Origin of the sequence: Proteiniclasticum aestuarii, from assembly GCF_017368455.1 — a bacterium.
Taxonomy (GTDB): domain Bacteria; phylum Bacillota; class Clostridia; order Clostridiales; family Clostridiaceae; genus Proteiniclasticum; species Proteiniclasticum aestuarii.
Map to the genome: position 1 here is coordinate 1 of NZ_JAFNJU010000019.1, position 15,170 is coordinate 15,170.

14 protein-coding genes are annotated in these 15,170 nt (G+C 47.1%); 2 read left to right on the forward strand and 12 right to left on the reverse strand.

Features of this window, described 5'->3' with window-relative positions; translation table 11 throughout:
• Window positions 1-179: 179 nt before the first annotated feature.
• The 5 genes from tkt to J3A84_RS14960 all read right to left on the reverse strand — a co-directional run bounded on the left by tkt (window position 180) and on the right by J3A84_RS14960 (window position 5,032).
• Window positions 180-2,177, reverse strand: a complete 1,998-nt coding sequence (gene tkt, locus J3A84_RS14940; RefSeq protein ID WP_207600855.1) for a transketolase — start codon at window positions 2,175-2,177, stop codon at window positions 180-182.
• 73 nt (window positions 2,178-2,250) lie between these two features.
• On the reverse strand, window positions 2,251-2,940 hold the full coding sequence (locus J3A84_RS14945; RefSeq protein ID WP_207600856.1) for a metallophosphoesterase: 690 nt from the start codon (window positions 2,938-2,940) through the stop codon (window positions 2,251-2,253).
• Window positions 2,940-4,160, reverse strand: coding sequence for a tyrosine--tRNA ligase (gene tyrS / locus J3A84_RS14950; protein ID WP_207600857.1), 1,221 nt, complete (start codon window positions 4,158-4,160; stop codon window positions 2,940-2,942). The genes J3A84_RS14945 and tyrS overlap by 1 nt, the downstream gene beginning before the upstream one ends.
• Before the next feature lie 150 nt (window positions 4,161-4,310).
• Window positions 4,311-4,544, reverse strand: a complete 234-nt coding sequence (locus J3A84_RS14955; RefSeq protein ID WP_207600858.1) for a hypothetical protein — start codon at window positions 4,542-4,544, stop codon at window positions 4,311-4,313.
• 71 nt (window positions 4,545-4,615) lie between these two features.
• Window positions 4,616-5,032, reverse strand: a complete 417-nt coding sequence (locus J3A84_RS14960; RefSeq protein WP_207600859.1) for an ATP-binding protein — start codon at window positions 5,030-5,032, stop codon at window positions 4,616-4,618.
• A 354-nt stretch (window positions 5,033-5,386) separates the two neighbouring features.
• On the opposite strand from J3A84_RS14960, the gene J3A84_RS14965 reads away from it, so the two are divergent.
• Entirely contained in the window at window positions 5,387-5,548 is a 162-nt protein-coding gene (locus tag J3A84_RS14965) for a zinc-ribbon domain-containing protein (protein ID WP_207600860.1), read from the forward strand.
• A gap of 110 nt (window positions 5,549-5,658) precedes the next feature.
• Window positions 5,659-6,672 (forward strand): tryptophan--tRNA ligase, encoded by a 1,014-nt coding sequence (gene trpS, locus J3A84_RS14970; RefSeq protein ID WP_207600861.1) that lies wholly within the window; start codon window positions 5,659-5,661, stop codon window positions 6,670-6,672.
• 67 nt (window positions 6,673-6,739) lie between these two features.
• Here trpS and J3A84_RS14975 read toward each other — a convergent pair whose 3' ends face one another.
• The 7 genes from J3A84_RS14975 to J3A84_RS15005 form a co-directional block, all read right to left on the reverse strand.
• Window positions 6,740-7,204 carry a hypothetical protein gene (locus J3A84_RS14975; protein ID WP_207600862.1) on the reverse strand — a complete coding sequence of 155 codons (465 nt, stop codon included), beginning with the start codon at window positions 7,202-7,204 and terminating at the stop codon, window positions 6,740-6,742.
• Between the two features lie 31 nt (window positions 7,205-7,235).
• Window positions 7,236-8,699, reverse strand: a complete 1,464-nt coding sequence (gene nagE, locus J3A84_RS14980; protein ID WP_242694291.1) for an N-acetylglucosamine-specific PTS transporter subunit IIBC — start codon at window positions 8,697-8,699, stop codon at window positions 7,236-7,238.
• A complete protein-coding gene (locus J3A84_RS14985; protein WP_207600863.1) occupies window positions 8,700-9,527 on the reverse strand; it encodes a PRD domain-containing protein in 828 nt (275 codons plus the stop codon). It lies immediately after the preceding gene.
• A gap of 176 nt (window positions 9,528-9,703) precedes the next feature.
• Complete coding sequence (gene nagE, locus J3A84_RS14990; protein ID WP_207600864.1) at window positions 9,704-11,143, reverse strand: N-acetylglucosamine-specific PTS transporter subunit IIBC; 1,440 nt, start codon at window positions 11,141-11,143, stop codon at window positions 9,704-9,706.
• Window positions 11,144-11,494: 351 nt separating this feature from the next.
• Window positions 11,495-12,058 carry a LemA family protein gene (locus tag J3A84_RS14995; RefSeq protein WP_207600865.1) on the reverse strand — a complete coding sequence of 188 codons (564 nt, stop codon included), beginning with the start codon at window positions 12,056-12,058 and terminating at the stop codon, window positions 11,495-11,497.
• Between the two features lie 46 nt (window positions 12,059-12,104).
• Window positions 12,105-14,003 (reverse strand): DUF2207 domain-containing protein, encoded by a 1,899-nt coding sequence (locus J3A84_RS15000; RefSeq protein ID WP_207600866.1) that lies wholly within the window; start codon window positions 14,001-14,003, stop codon window positions 12,105-12,107.
• 85 nt (window positions 14,004-14,088) lie between these two features.
• Entirely contained in the window at window positions 14,089-14,916 is an 828-nt protein-coding gene (locus tag J3A84_RS15005) for a Cof-type HAD-IIB family hydrolase (protein WP_207600867.1), read from the reverse strand.
• Window positions 14,917-15,170 lie beyond the last annotated feature (254 nt).

Below are 15,170 nucleotides of genomic sequence, written 5' to 3' on the forward strand. Positions count from 1 at the left end.
AGCGGCCAACTAAAATTTTATCATAGGAGTTTTTGTTCTTGAAGCTTAAGCTGATTTTGTCCACCTGCATAGCAGGTGGTTTATTTGTTTCAAATTAACCATTTGAAACGCACTAAAGTGACACAATCATAAGCACCGGACAAGTATGCCTTGTCCGGTGCCGTTACAATATCCTATTCTTATCCGATCAGTTCCTTGACCAGTCTGATTACATTTGGCACATTGAATCCGTACTTCTCCATGACGATTTCTCCAGGAGCGGAAGCACCGAAGGTATCGATACCGAGAATCTTTCCTTCGTCGCCAGTATATCTTTCCCATCCGAGGGGATTGGCAAGTTCAAGTGCCAGTCTCTTCTTAACGGTTGGATTCAGGACGCTGTCCTTGTACTCCTTGGTCTGCTTCTCGAAGAGATCCCATGAAGGCATGGAAATGACTGCAGCGTCAATGCCTTCCTTCTTCAGTTCCTGCTGGGCTTCGTAAGCCAGAGAAACCTCAGAACCTGTCGCAATGAGCAGTACATCACTGACTTCCTTTTCAGAAGGAGATGCAATGTAGGCACCCTTCTTGACACCTTCCACAGCCAGTGCTGCTGATAAGGGCAGGGTCTTCAGGTTCTGTCTTGAAAGAGCCAGTATGGTTGGTGTGCTTTCTGATTCCAGCGCAACTTTCCAGGCAGCCATGGTTTCATTTCCGTCCGCAGGTCTGATGACGGAAAGATTCGGCATGGCTCTGAAGGATGGCAGATGCTCGATGGGCTCATGAGTCGGACCGTCTTCTCCCACAGCTACGCTGTCATGGGTGAAGACATAGACCACTGGAAGCCCCATCAGTGCGGATAGTCTCACCGCTGGTCTTACATAATCTGAGAAGACGAAGAAGGTTCCTCCGAACACTCTTAAGCCTCCATGCAGATGCACTCCATTCATCATGGCACCCATGGCGAATTCCCTGACACCGAACCAGATGTTTCTGCCCTCTCTCATCTCAGGTGAGAAATCTCCTGCACCCTTGATTTCTGTCTTGTTGGATCCAGCCAGGTCTGCGGAGCCACCGAAGATGGTTGGCAGCTTCTTGGCGAAGAAGTTGATGGCATCTCCTGAAGCGCTTCTTGTGGCGACACCCTTTCCTTCTTCATAGACTGGCATACCTTCTGCAAGGTCTGCAGGCAGCTTTCCTTCTATGGCATCTTCCAGTTCTCTTGCCAGTTCCGGATACTTGCTACTGTACGCTGCGAAAAGATCATCCCATGCCTTGTTTGCGGCAACCCCATTTTCCTCCACATGGTTTCTGAAGGTTTCATAGGCTTCTTCTGCTACCGTGAAGGGTTCATGGTTATACTGGAAGAATTCCTTTGTGACCTTTACCCCTTCCGCACCCAGCGGTGCACCATGCGCTTTTGAAGTTCCTGCAAAAGGTGAACCCATGCCGATGATGGATTTGATTTCGATCATGGTAGGTCTGTCCGTGACTTTCTTTGCTTCTCTGATGGCTTCATCCACAGCTTCCAGATTGTTCGCATCATCCACTCTCAGATAATGCCATCCGTACGCCTCGTATCTGTCCTTGACGCTTTCGGAGAATGATTTGTCCAGGTCGCCGTCCAGGGATATGTCATTGGAATCATAAAGCATGATCAGTCTGCCCAGCTTCATATGCGCGGCCAGTGAGGACGCTTCATGGGAGATCCCTTCCATCAGGTCTCCATCTCCGCATAAGGCGAAGGTGTAGTGATTGACCACATCAAAGCCTTCCTTGTTGTACTTCGCTGCCAGGTGACTTTCTGCCATGGCCATACCAACCGCCATGGCGATTCCCTGTCCAAGAGGCCCTGTGGTGGCTTCCACGCCTACTGTGTGGCCGAACTCAGGATGTCCCGGTGTTTTGGAACCCCACTGTCTGAAATTTTTGATCTCTTCCATCGGCAGGTCGTAACCGGACATGTGAAGAAGGGAATAAAGAAGCGCGGAACCGTGTCCTGCAGAAAGCACGAATCGGTCACGATTGAACCAGCTGGGGTTCTTCGGATTGTGCATCATATTCTTTGCCCATAACACATAGGCAAATGGTGCTGCGCCCAGCGGAAGACCGGGATGGCCTGAGTTCGCCTGCTCCACAGCATCAATGGATAACGCTCTGATGGTGTTGATGGTTAGTACGTCGTTGTTATTATACATGTTTACCTCCATAAAATTGCCGGTACCGGAAACAGTTTCCGGTACTGGACTGTAATGAACCAGCATCTATATTTTATTCCATGATCTTTATGGGATCAAAATTGATGTAATCGCACGAAGTGAGGATATATTCCACACCATTTCGGTAGCCTGTCATGACTCTCTGAAGGGATTTACCATGAAGATGGCCATAAATGACCTTTTCCACTCCATACTCCTCAAATATATCAGTAAACTCCGAATCTTTAAAGGTCTCATTGACTGGCGGATAATGAATCATCACGATGATCTTCTCATATCCGGCCTTCTTGGCCTTATCCAGGGACATTCTCATTCTGAGCAGTTCTCTCTTGTAGATCTTCTCATCCTCTTCCTTATATAGCGCGCTTCCTGGAAGCACCCATCCACGGGTACCGCAGATGGCATAGTCTTCATAAGCGAAAAAATTGTTCTGGATGAAATCCATATTGTCATACATGCTGTTGAGCTTTGTAATGCTCCCCCACCAGTAATCATGATTGCCTTTGATCAGGATCTTCCTTCCGGGAAGTTTCGCCACAAAGTCCAGTTCCAGCTTACTGGATGCCATATTCATGGACCAGGAAAGATCACCAGCCAGAAGCACCGTGTCTTCTTCCGTGATTCTCTTCAGCCAGTTTTCTCTGATCTTCTCGTCATGGTCTTTCCACTCATCGGAGAAGACATCCATGGGCTTGTCACCGCTCATCGAAAGATGCAGGTCGGCAATGGCGAAGAGTGCCATTATTCCGTGATGAGGATTCTGTAGATTTTCTTCTTCCCTTTTTTCACCAGGAGATAGTTCTCGGTAAAATCCTCTTCCTTTAACTTATGATCGATGTCGGTGATCTTCACATCGTCGATGCTGACCCCACCCTGCTGCATATTTCTTCTGCCTTCTGATTTGGAAGGGAATACTCCACCTGCCAGGAGAATTTCAAGAAGGGGCTTCTCCAGATCGTCCTTGACGATTTCCACGGTAGGAACATTGGAAAGATCTGTTCCTCCACCGAAGAGGGCCTCTGCAGCACTTCTTGCCTTGGCTGCTTCCTCTTCCCCATGGACAAGCTTTGTCACTTCGTAAGCCAAAAGCTTTTTGGACTCGTTGATCTCCTGTCCTTCCATCGATTCGATTCGTTCAATCTCATTGATATCCACGAAGGTGAGCAGCTTCAGACATTTCACCACGTCCTGATCGTCCACGTTTCTCCAGTACTGATAGAAGTCATAGACCGGAGTCTTTTCCGGATCCAGCCAAAGGGCTCCGTTGACGGTCTTACCCATCTTCTGACCCTGGGAATTGGTCAGAAGTGTACAGGTCATGGCATAGGCAGTCTTTCTTTCCTTTCTTCGGATCAGATCGATACCTGCCAGCATGTTGGACCACTGATCGTCTCCACCCAGCTGCATGGTGCAGCCGTGATTCTGGTTCAGATACAGGAAGTCATATCCCTGCATCAGCATATAGTTGAACTCCAGGAAGGAGAGTCCCTTTTCCAGTCTCTGCTTGATGCTCTCTGCGCGAAGCATGTTGTTCACAGAGAAATGCACCCCGATATCTCTTAAAAAGTCCACATAATTGAGGTTCATCAGCCAGTCCGCATTATTGAGAAGACGCGCCTTATCGTCACTGAAATCGATGAATCGCTCCATCTGCTTCTTGATGCCGACGATGTTTCGTTCAATGTCTTCCCTTGTGAGCATGGATCTCATATCGGTCTTTCCTGAAGGATCTCCGATCATGGCTGTTCCACCACCTACAAGGGCTATGGGCTTATGCCCGGCTCTCTGCATATGGGCCATAAACATCATGGCGATGAAATGCCCCACATGAAGGCTGTCCGCTGTGGGATCGAAGCCGATATAAAAGGTTACACTTTCTTCTTCAAGGGCTTTCCTGATTTCTTCCTCATGGGTCAGCTGCTTGATATATCCCCTTCTGGTTAATTCTTCAAATACACTCATTTTTACAACTCCTGACGATTTTTACTACATCTTAGTATACCTAATTTCCCACGGTTTGTGAAATGAAAAAACGGTAAACCCTCGATTATGGTGTTTCAGAAACGAAAAAAGAACTTTCGCCAAGAAAGTTCTTTTTTCTTACAATGCTGCTCATCTGATATACGGTTGGATCCGCTTATAATCCTTGCGCTTCACATACACCACATAGATTGTCGAGTATTTTCGAGATTTCTCCACAGTTTCTGGTTTCTGTTTCGTTTCACCGGCGTTTTTTTCCAGCGCTTTGAATCTGATATCATGAGCGCGAAGCATGTTCCGGATTTCATTGAACTTCTGAACAGAAACACCTCGATAGACTTCCTTCCTGTTCCAGAAAAAGATCATACAAAACCCCTCCAGTTCGTATGCTCAAAGCTAATCAAAAAGCTCCAATGTTAATCGGAGCTTTAAAAAGGTTAACTGAGAACCTTGTACTTTTCTAATTCAGATACAGCCAGTTCACCCTCATCATGCATAGCAATGAAGAGATCAATGTCATTGGCCTCGGAGAAATTCTGGAGTTTTTCGAAAATCTTCTCGGAAGTTTCACTCTTCTTATCCATTCCATTGAAGAGTCCATCCACAAATATAGTGGTTACATCATAGTTTGTTGAAATGATTCCACAGAGGAATCCGTAGATTGACCTATAGTCTGTGAGTGCGTATTCGTCTGCATCGATAAATCGGATTTCTCTATCCAGCTCATGGATTGCACGAGAATCGTCATCGACAAAAACAACATTGCCTTTGGCTGTTTTGACTTTTTCATTGGCAAGAGATACCATCTTCTTACTTTTTCCTGATCCTCTCTTGCCATAAATTACCTGTATCATGTCAATCACTCCCTTTGTATATTTGGTCTTGAAAACCTTTAAACTATGTCTTAATTATATAATTATCCGAAAATTTAGTCAAACCATAAAGGCCTTTTTGGTGGCACATATTGAATTAAATTTCCCGACTCCGAAAAGATTCACAACCTGATTCTGGTTTTCATTGACAGATTCGTAATATATATACTTTATTTGACAATTATTTTACCTTGCATTGTTCACATAATGAGAATAATCTGATATAATGAAATTGCCGTAAGGTAATATTATTTTAGACACAGTAATTTTCTTAGCTATCCAGGCCCTTAGCCTCAGAAAACCTAAAAAAATACTGTTGCTAAGGAGGAAAAAACAATGGAAGACAAGAAAATCATCTGCAGAGACTGCGGAAACGAATTCACATTCACAGTTGGTGAACAGGAATTCTACAAAGAAAAAGGATTTGAAAACGAGCCAGTAAGATGCCCAGACTGCAGAAGAGCAAGAAAGGCTGAAAGAAACAATCAGAGAAGATAGTCCTTTAAAGGTAGTTACATTGTAGCTACCTTTTTTCAATGAAAAAAGTTATAATAGAATGCATAAGTTACATTACTGTATAAAATATAGAAGACATGGAGGATCTACTTGTGGAAGAAAAGAAGAAAATTGTATTAAGCGCCATCAAACCGTCTGGAGAAATCACCCTGGGAAATTATCTGGGTGCCATCAAGAACTGGATCGGTTTTCAGGATGAATATGAATGCTTTTACTGCATTGCGGATCTTCACGCCATCACCGTAAGACAGGAACCCAGGCTGCTGAGAAAAAGAGTGCTGGAAATACTTGCAATCTATATCGCATCAGGGCTTGACTATACCAAGAGCACCCTCTTTGTGCAGTCCCATGTACCTGCCCACTCCGAGGCTTCCTGGATTCTCACCTGCAATGCCAACATGGGGGAACTCTCCAGAATGACCCAGTATAAGGACAAGACAGCGAAACTGAAGGAAAACACCTCCATCTCCGCAGGTCTTTTCAATTATCCTGTGCTCATGGCAGCGGATATCCTCATCTACAACGCGGACTTCGTTCCCGTGGGGATCGACCAGAAGCAGCATGTGGAACTGGCCCGTGACATCGCGCAAAGGTTCAACTCCAGCTATTCTGATACGTTCACCCTGCCGGAAGCAAAGATTCCGGAAAATGCCGCCAAGATCATGGATCTTCAGGATCCGTCAAAAAAGATGTCCAAATCTGATGACAATCAGAACTCCTATATCCTCGTTCTGGATCCACCGGATGTGATCCGCAGAAAGATTGGAAGAGCTGTCACCGACTCCGTGGGTGTGGTCAATTATACCGACGAGCAGCCAGGAGTGAAGAATCTCATCAACATCATCTGTGCCATAAAGAATGTGAAGCCGGATGAAGTGGTGGCTTCCTTTGAAGGAAAAGGCTACAAGGAGTTCAAGGAGTACGTGGCGGAGGTTATCATCGAAGAACTGGAACCTGTCCAGAAGAAGGCCAACGAGCTGCTGACAGATAAGTCGAAGCTTGAGGAGATCTATACTGAAGGGGCCATGAAAGCCAGTTATGCAGCCACGAAAGTACTGAGAAAAATGCAGAAGAAAGTGGGTCTGCTCCCTCCAGTGAGAAAGTAAAAACAGAATCCGAGCCATCAGGAAAGGCAGCTGAATCTTCTTCAGCTGCCTTTCCTGTTCCTCTAAATCAGTTCTCTATCCCGTATCTCACCCGATATTCTTCCATGAGCTCCGAGGAAGTGGCCACAATGCGCCCATCCTTGAAACCCAGAGCGAAATGCTTCATGGTCCCATCTATGATGAGGTCTCTTTCCATTTCAAGGTCCGGAAAAGTGGCGTTCTGCGCATAGAGGATCTGCTCTACATCGAACCGCTCATGCCAGGAGATTTCGGCCATCATATCCTCTCTTTGGGTTCTCGGATACTCCTCCACCTGAAAATCGCCGAAAAACATCTGCCTGTCCGAGAACAGATAGCGGCTTCGCTCCCCTTCTATGACCACCTCCGTGGTTCTTACAGGAATTCCTTCCACATACACCTGTGCCTCTATCTTTCTTTCGATTTCTTCATTGAAGGGCATCTTTGGCAGCAGCCAAACTGCCAGCAGCGCCAGAACAAGAATCCAGATCCTTATTTTTGTGTTTGTCTTCATGCCATCCTCCAATCAAATTCAGCCACTTGCATTACAGCAGTTTCCTGATCTCTTCCAGCAGGAAATGCACCTGAGGACCGATGATGATCTGAAAGTCCTCTTCCTGCTGAACGATGCCCATGACCCCCATTTCCTTCAGTCTGTCATTGTCCACCTGATGCGGATCCTTCACTTCCAGTCTCAGCCTGGTGATGCAGGCGTCTGCGGTAAGCACATTATCTCGCCCTCCGCAGGCTTTCAGAAGGCTCTTTGCCAGCTTCCTGTAGTTTGCCGTGTAGAGGCTGCTTTCCTCTTCCTCCCGGACCTTCTTCACTTCCCTTCCCGGCGTCATGAGGTTGAACCGTCTGATGCAGAAGGAGAAGGAAAAATAGTAAAGGAAAAAGAAGAGGATACCCATCACCAGCAGCATCCCCATGTTCTTCGCCATGGGCATCCTGGTACTGAGGAGAAAATCCGTAAGGCCTGCACTGAAACTGAATCCCGCAATCCACTGAAATTCAGCCGCAAGATACAGGGAGAGCCCCGTGAAAAGCGCATGAAGCAGATAAAGGGGGGGTGCCACAAACATGAAGGAAAACTCCAGGGGCTCCGTGATGCCTGTGAGAAAGGAGGCGATGGAAGAGGTACCCATGAAGGATTTCGTTTTCCGGATCTGACCCTTCGTTGCGGCTCTTGCCATGGCAAGGGCTGCACCAGGAAGACCAAACATCATGATGGGAAAGAATCCCGCCAGATACATCCCCGTTGATCCGTATACACCCATGGACTGCCAGAAATTCCCGATATCATTGATTCCGATGACATCGAACCAGAACACGGAGTTCAGCGGATGATGAAGTCCCAGTGGAATGAGCAGTCTGTTGAGAAAACCGTAGATTCCAGCGCCCAAAGCACCTAATGAACTGATCCTTCCGCCAAAGACAATAAGGAGCTCATAAAGAAGAGGCCACAGAAAATAGAGGATCACACTGACAAAAACCATGGTGAAGGTGCTAATGATGGGCACAAATCTTTTTCCCCCGAAAAAATTAAGGCCTTCAGGAAGCCTCAGATTTCTGAACCGGTTGAACATATAGGCTGCGACCAGGCCGGAAAGAATCCCTGTAAACTGGTTTCCTATGCTGTAAAAAGCAGCGCTGACTTCAGCCAGGGGTATGCGCTCATACTGGGAAACGGATACGGGAGAAAGCATATTAGTAACTGTGAGGTAACAAAGGATACCCGACAGCGCCGCCGAACCGTCTCTTTCTTTGGCCATGCCAAGGGCCACACCCGCTGCAAAAAGAATCGGAACATTGTCCATGATGATAAGCCCCACCTGAAGAAGCACCCGAGATAGTATGGTGCTGTATCCAAAACCCGTGGTCTCGATCCAGTATCCGATGCCCACAAGGATCGCTGCCGCCGGCAGCACGGACACTGGAAGCATGAGGGATTTCCCCAGTCTCTGACTGGCATTTAGCATTCTGTTTCTTGCTCTTCTTAATCTAAACATCTAACTGATCGCCTTATTCATATGCACCATGAGGTAGACCATTTCCTGCAGACTCAGTTCATGCTGAAAGTTCTTCTTCACGAAAGCTTTGATTTTCTTTTCCACAGTCTTGAACCTTCGATCCTTTTTCAGGAACATATCATAGAATTCCTCCACGTGGTCTTCCGTACTGGGCTGCTTCAGGAGGATTCTCTTCGCCAGAAATTTAAGATGGGCATTGAGCCTTGCAAGGGAAATCTCATCCTCATGAAAATCGATGTCGAAGACCTGTTCGATGATTTCCACGATGCCACTGGTGAAAAGAAAGATTTTTGAAATGCTTTCCTTGTTCTCCCCTAAGGAAGCATTGACCATATGCATGGTGATGTAGCCTGCCTCATGCTCGGACAGACGAACGCCCGTTGCTTCTTCAATATAGTCTAAGCCCTTCAGACCGATTTGGAATTCCTCTGCATACAGGCTTCTGATTTCGTGGAGCATCAGATTGGGAATCTCGAGCCCCTGCTTCTTCCTTTCCACCGCATAGGTGATATGATCGATCATCCCCACCAGCGCATTGACGGTCATCTCAATGCCCAGTTCTTCCTTGGCCCGGTCTCGGATCTTCTGGGTAGCATCAATAAGCTTCATGGGTGTATCCCCAAGAAGCCTGTAGAACCGATCTCTGCTGTCATCCAGAACCTCATAGATCTTTTCGATTTTCGATTCATTGACCAGATCCCCGGGCTTCTTCTGAAATCCCAGCCCTGTACCGGTCAGAATCATTTCTTCCCCCTGATCGGATCGGGTTGCAACGATATTGTTATTAAACACCTTGATGATTCGCATCTACAACCTCCAAAAAAACTCTTACATCCATTATAGATTGAATTTTCCATTTTTCCTAGATTTATCGAAACTCCATCTGATTCTCCAGTCCTCGTCGTGTTTTCCAGAGAGCTTGGAAACCACGGCAAACAAAACGGCCATCTTTCGATGACCGTTTCTTTTCTGTTGGATTCTGTTTACAGAAGCTTTTTCATCTCATCTGCAACAAACTGAACCTGTGGCCCTATGACCACCTGCACGTTGGTCTTGGATGGTCTGATGACGCCTGCAACGCCTGCTTTCTTGATCTTGGTTTCATCCACCAGGAGATGGTCTTTCACTTCCATTCTCAGTCTGGTGATGCAGTAGTCAAGAGAAGCGATATTTTCTTTTCCGCCCAGTCCTTCAAGAACCTGTGCAGCAAGAGCGTTGAAGTTTGTGTCCTTGCCGAGCTTCACGCCTTCGCCTTCCACAGCTTCGTCATCTTCTCTTCCAGGTGTCTTGAGATCCATCTTTACGATAAGGAATCTGAACAGGAAGTAGTAGATGGCACCCATGACCAGACCAAGTGGAATCAGCATCCAGATGTTGACAGCCAGAGGCATTCTAAGACTTAAGAAGAAGTCTACGAAACCTGCGCTGAATCCGAAACCTGCGATCCACTGGAACTGCGCTGCGATGAATACTGAAATACCAGTAAGAAGAGCATGTACCAGGTATAGTCCAGGAGCAAGGAATACGAATGCGAATTCCATTGGTTCTGTTACACCAGTGAAGAAGGAAGAAATCGCCGCTGCCAGAAGAAGACCTCCTGCAACCTTTCTCTTATTATCCTTCGCTGTATGATACATGGCAAGTGCTGCTGCTGGAAGACCGAACATCATCACTGGGAAGAAACCTGCCTGATATCTACCAACAATACCAGGTTCTCCTGTGCTTGCCCAGAAGTTTCCGATGTCATTGATGCTGATGGCATCAAACCAGAATACGGAGTTCAGCGCATGATGGAGACCTGTAGGAATGAGCAGTCTGTTGAAGAAACCGTAAATACCGGCTCCCACAGCACCCAGTTCGGAGATTCCTGTACCGAAGGATACAAGTCCTGAATAAACCACTGGCCATACGAAGAAGAGCACTGCTGAAACCAGGATCATGGCAAAGGACGTCATGATCGGCACCAGTCTCTTACCGCTGAAGAACGACAGCGCCGGCGTCAGCTGTACATGGGAGAATCTGTTGTACATTCCCGCAGCCACCAGACCGGAGATGATACCCACAAACTGGTTGTTGATTTTACCAAATGCCGCATTGACCTCACCGACATCGACAGAAGTAAGCTGTGCAACGGTTCCTGTGGATAGAAGCTTGGTCACCACCAGGAAAGCGACTAGACCAGCAAGGGCTGCGGATCCGTCCTTATCCTTGGACATACCTAAAGCGACACCTACAGCAAAAAGAATGGACATGTTATCGATGATTGCGCCACCAGCGCTGATCAGGAATGCGGCGATTGGGCTTCCACCACCCCAGCCAGCTGGGTCGATCCAGTATCCGATACCCATGAGTATGGATGCGACAGGCAGTACGGCAACAGGAAGCATGAGTGATCTACCGAGTTTCTGTAGATACTTCATCATAATGATAATTCCTCCTTTGAAAATAGATGAATAAGTTCAATGCACGGACTCTTTCCAGAAAGACAGGCACCGTGGCCACGGTTATAAGAAAAAAAGACCGAAGAAACAAAGCAACAGCGTTGCATGCATCTCGGTCTTGCCTGGTTCCCAGTAACAATCCATGTATTTGTTTTCATCTTAAGGGATTGAACCACAATTGTCAACAAGTTGTCACAGCATAAAAGTAAATAATACGTAAACAACACCTTTTCTTCATCCATTTGCAACCAAAAGCTATTCTTTTATCGACCTTGCGTCTCAATGAAAAAGAGCCCTGCTTCAGGACTCTTGATCAAACAGTATTCAGTTCTGCTAGAACTGTACTCTAGGTACAGCTCTATCGGCTTCAGATGCTTCAAACAGAGGTTCCTGGGTGAAGTTGAAGATTCCAGCAAAGATGTTCTTGGGGAACACCTGAATGGCTGTATTGTACTTCATGGTGGTGTCATTGTAGAACTGTCTTGCGTAACGGATCTTCTCTTCCGCATCCTTCAGTTCCGCCTGCAGGGACAGGAAGTTCTGATCGGCTTTCAGCTGTGGATAGGCTTCCACTGTCACAAGGAGTCTGCTGATGGCTGAGGAAAGCTCCGCATCGGCCTTGGCTGTTTCTTCCACGCCTTTGGCGTTCAGCACCTGGCTTCTGGCCTTGGTGACATTTTCAAAGACTTCCTTCTCATGGGTGGCGTAGCCCTTCACGGTCTCCACCAGATTCGGAATGAGGTCTGCTCTGTTTTTCAGCTGAACCTCGATCTGTGCCCATGCATTTTTCACTCTGTTCTTTAAGACAACCAGGCTGTTGTAGACAGAGACTCCATAAATGACCAGTAATACGACGAGTCCGAGAACGACTAAAAGTATGATTGTTCCTGTTTCCATATTCATCTTCCTTCCAAATATTTATTTTTAAACTTGAACTGCTAGGCTAGAAAGCACCGCCGCCGCCACCGCCGCCGCCACCGCCTGAGCTTCCACCGGAGAAACCTCCTCCGAATCCGCCGCCCGATGACTTGGCCGAGTTGGCAATCTGCGCTGTGTTCACAGCGGAGCTTACCTTCGACATGGTATTGGAGAATCCATGATTCATGATGTAGAAACTGTTGAAGGATCGGTATCCGCCCATATAGGTCAGATCCGGATTACTGAGATCCGCATCGGTGAACACCTTCGGCAGCTGATCCAGCACATCTTCCGCAACCCCCAGCGAAGTCGCATACACCAGGTAATGCTCCCAGATGACAAGGGAAGGAATCTCCGCTTCCTTCATGTTGGAGAAGTCCTGGAGAAATTTCCTGAAGGCTTCCCACATGGCTTTGTGCTCCACGCCACGTCTGGAATATTTTCTGACGAAGTTCAGGGCAATCAGTCCGAAAACCATCACGCCGCCGAGTACGATGAGACCGATGGCGATGAAGCTTCCCAGAAGAAACAGTCCACCAAGTCCCGCGAGAATCAGGGCGATGCCCATAAGCACAAAGACTTTGGCTCCCTGCAGGGTATTAGGTGCGAAAAACTGCTGCTTCTCGGCAGTGTCTTTCACTTTCGCCTTGAAGTACTCATAGTCCTTCTGGAACTGAAGTGCAGCTTTCTGCTTCTTCACGATGGTTTCCAGATCGTCCATGACCAGCCCTCTCCCACCACCGATTTCATCAATGAACCAGGTGGCCAGGAACTGCTCATGGGGCATCAGGCCCGAAAGCTTCTCCTTGTTGAGCCAGGTGATTTCAAAAGTATCCTCTTCCTTCTTGAAGATCAGTCCGCTTTCCACCTTCATGGGGGTCAGCTTGATCACTTTCTTTCTGGCAAGGTCAAGTAGGGTCGCGATGATATCATCATCCTTGGTTCTTCCCTTGGTCAGAAGATAGGTCATCACAGCAGGCGTATAGTCTTCTGGCAGTTCTCTGTAATAGTCTCCCATGAACTGGGGCTTCAGCTCTCTTGTGAATTTCCTGAACATGAAGAGGACTGCACCTACGGCTGCTGCAATGGCTCCCAGAAACACGGGTCTCGACGCTTTTTCACGCGCCTCCCTCTTTTCCTGCGCTTCCAGCTCCCTTATGGCTTCTTCTCTTCTTTCATTGGCTTCATCCGCCAATCTCTGCTCATTCTCCAGTATGTTCTGAAGCTCATCCCTCTGGAACACATTGGTGGATGCGGGAATCAGCTCCGGTGGAAAAATCGCCAGGGTTTCCACAAACTCATTGTTAACACTTGGCACCGTGAACCGGAATGTACGATTATCCACAATAGTACTTTCTCCCGTCAGAGGGCCATGGGCATAGACCTTCAGGTCTTCCTTGGCTGCTCCTTCAGGAATGGTGATCTCAATGGTGATGTCACTGAGCGGTACAGACCATCCTGCATCGATGATCTTCCTGTTGAAGATTCCGATGTCATTGTATCGTTCTGCCACATTGACCAGCGTATAGCCGATGTAGAAGGTCTTCTGTTCATAGTCTGATGGCTCATAGATCGTAAGCTTTGCCAGCTCTCCTGTATCATCCAGTTCGTATGCATAGGCACCTGAACCAGTGCTCTCATTGAAATAAGTGATATTTCCGCCTTCCAGCACACCCACCGACAGATCTTTCAGGCCATCGGTTCGTGTATAGTCGATGTCTCTCAGGATTCCGTTGAAATTCCCGTCGAAATCGTAAGTGATTTCTTCCAGCACCACTGCATCGCCGTTTTCCTGAATCTGAACATCAATGTTGAATTGTGTCACCTCATAATATCCTTCTGAACCCAAGGTCTTCTGGACCGGCAGGATGAACATCATGAGGAAAACCCCGATGATGATTTTAAATGTAGTATGCCGTTTCATATGCCACCTCCCCTTTCTCTCTGCTTCTTCCCAAATGATGTCTTTCTGTCATTCTTCTATACCTCACACGATCTTCTGGTTCCTGCTAGTCTGCATGGTTCTCTTCCATGCCGAGATGAAGATATCGGTTCAGCACATAAGCCACGCCATCTTCATCATTGGTTCTAGTGATGTAGTCGCTGGCTTCTCTTATGATTTCATGGGCATTGCCCATGGCAACCCCAAGCCCTGCGCCCTCTATCATTTCAAGATCGTTTGGCGCATCACCAATGGCCATGATCGCACTTTCTTCTATGCCATGAAGCTTCGCCACCGCCATGATGCCGCTCATCTTGTTGACTTCCTTCCTCATGATCTCCAGATACACCGGCATGGACCGGACCAGATTATACTGGTCATCGAAATGCTTGCGTATTTCCCCGATGTAGGAATCAAGGACCTCTTCATCATCGAGAATCAGCACCTTTGTGATCTTCTCCTCATCACCCAGTACGCGAGGATGACAGACTTTCAGGTTCATGCTGTTCAGCTCCGCCTCATATCTTCCGTGGGCATTGTCTCTTGGTGTCATGGCCTCATGAAATGTGTAGATGGTGTAGTTGGCATCCACGCTGTCGCAGACCTTTGCGATCTCCTTCGCCTCTTTCCCTGTGAGGGAATTCTCATACACATAGTTCTCATCAATGATTCTCAGAGCTGCTGCTCCATTGTGTCCCACCACATACTCCTCTGCACCTGTGAGGCCCAAACCTCTGGTAAACTCCAGAAGGTTACTGATGGTGCGGCCACTGCAGAGAACAATCTTGACGCCCTTCTCCAAGGCCCTTCTTATGGCTTCCTTATTTCTTTCACTGATCTCATGACTGGAATTTAAGAGGGTTCCATCCATATCGATCGCAACTAATTTAAACATTCATCTCCTCCATGGTCATTTGTACTCATTATACCCTAGTTTATATAGTATTAAGTAATATGATGATTAAATTTTCATTAATTATACACCACTGCAGTGAAATATCAGCTTCAATGCACCCATAAGTGGTTAAATTCAAAAGTAAGTTCCGTTTGATTTACTGAGTAAGAGAAGAGCTAAAAGTGCAAGAGTAACTTCCGGTTTGGGAGTTGATTCTTGTACTTTTTGTTTGATTTAAGGCTGTTTCTCTGGTA

What these genes read in the sequence shown, in the direction of transcription:
- J3A84_RS15000 (WP_207600866.1), bottom strand. Translation starts at nt 14,003, where the DNA reads ATGAAACGGCATACTACATTTAAAATCATCATCGGGGTTTTCCTCATG.
- J3A84_RS14985 (WP_207600863.1), bottom strand. Translation starts at nt 9,527, where the DNA reads ATGCGAATCATCAAGGTGTTTAATAACAATATCGTTGCAACCCGATCC.
- J3A84_RS14995 (WP_207600865.1), bottom strand. Translation starts at nt 12,058, where the DNA reads ATGGAAACAGGAACAATCATACTTTTAGTCGTTCTCGGACTCGTCGTA.
- J3A84_RS15005 (WP_207600867.1), bottom strand. Translation starts at nt 14,916, where the DNA reads ATGTTTAAATTAGTTGCGATCGATATGGATGGAACCCTCTTAAATTCC.
- J3A84_RS14965 (WP_207600860.1), top strand. Translation starts at nt 5,387, where the DNA reads ATGGAAGACAAGAAAATCATCTGCAGAGACTGCGGAAACGAATTCACA.
- nagE (WP_242694291.1), bottom strand. Translation starts at nt 8,699, where the DNA reads ATGTTTAGATTAAGAAGAGCAAGAAACAGAATGCTAAATGCCAGTCAG.
- tkt (WP_207600855.1), bottom strand. Translation starts at nt 2,177, where the DNA reads ATGTATAATAACAACGACGTACTAACCATCAACACCATCAGAGCGTTA.
- nagE (WP_207600864.1), bottom strand. Translation starts at nt 11,143, where the DNA reads ATGATGAAGTATCTACAGAAACTCGGTAGATCACTCATGCTTCCTGTT.
- J3A84_RS14960 (WP_207600859.1), bottom strand. Translation starts at nt 5,032, where the DNA reads ATGATACAGGTAATTTATGGCAAGAGAGGATCAGGAAAAAGTAAGAAG.
- J3A84_RS14975 (WP_207600862.1), bottom strand. Translation starts at nt 7,204, where the DNA reads ATGAAGACAAACACAAAAATAAGGATCTGGATTCTTGTTCTGGCGCTG.
- tyrS (WP_207600857.1), bottom strand. Translation starts at nt 4,160, where the DNA reads ATGAGTGTATTTGAAGAATTAACCAGAAGGGGATATATCAAGCAGCTG.
- J3A84_RS14945 (WP_207600856.1), bottom strand. Translation starts at nt 2,940, where the DNA reads ATGGCACTCTTCGCCATTGCCGACCTGCATCTTTCGATGAGCGGTGAC.
- J3A84_RS14955 (WP_207600858.1), bottom strand. Translation starts at nt 4,544, where the DNA reads ATGATCTTTTTCTGGAACAGGAAGGAAGTCTATCGAGGTGTTTCTGTT.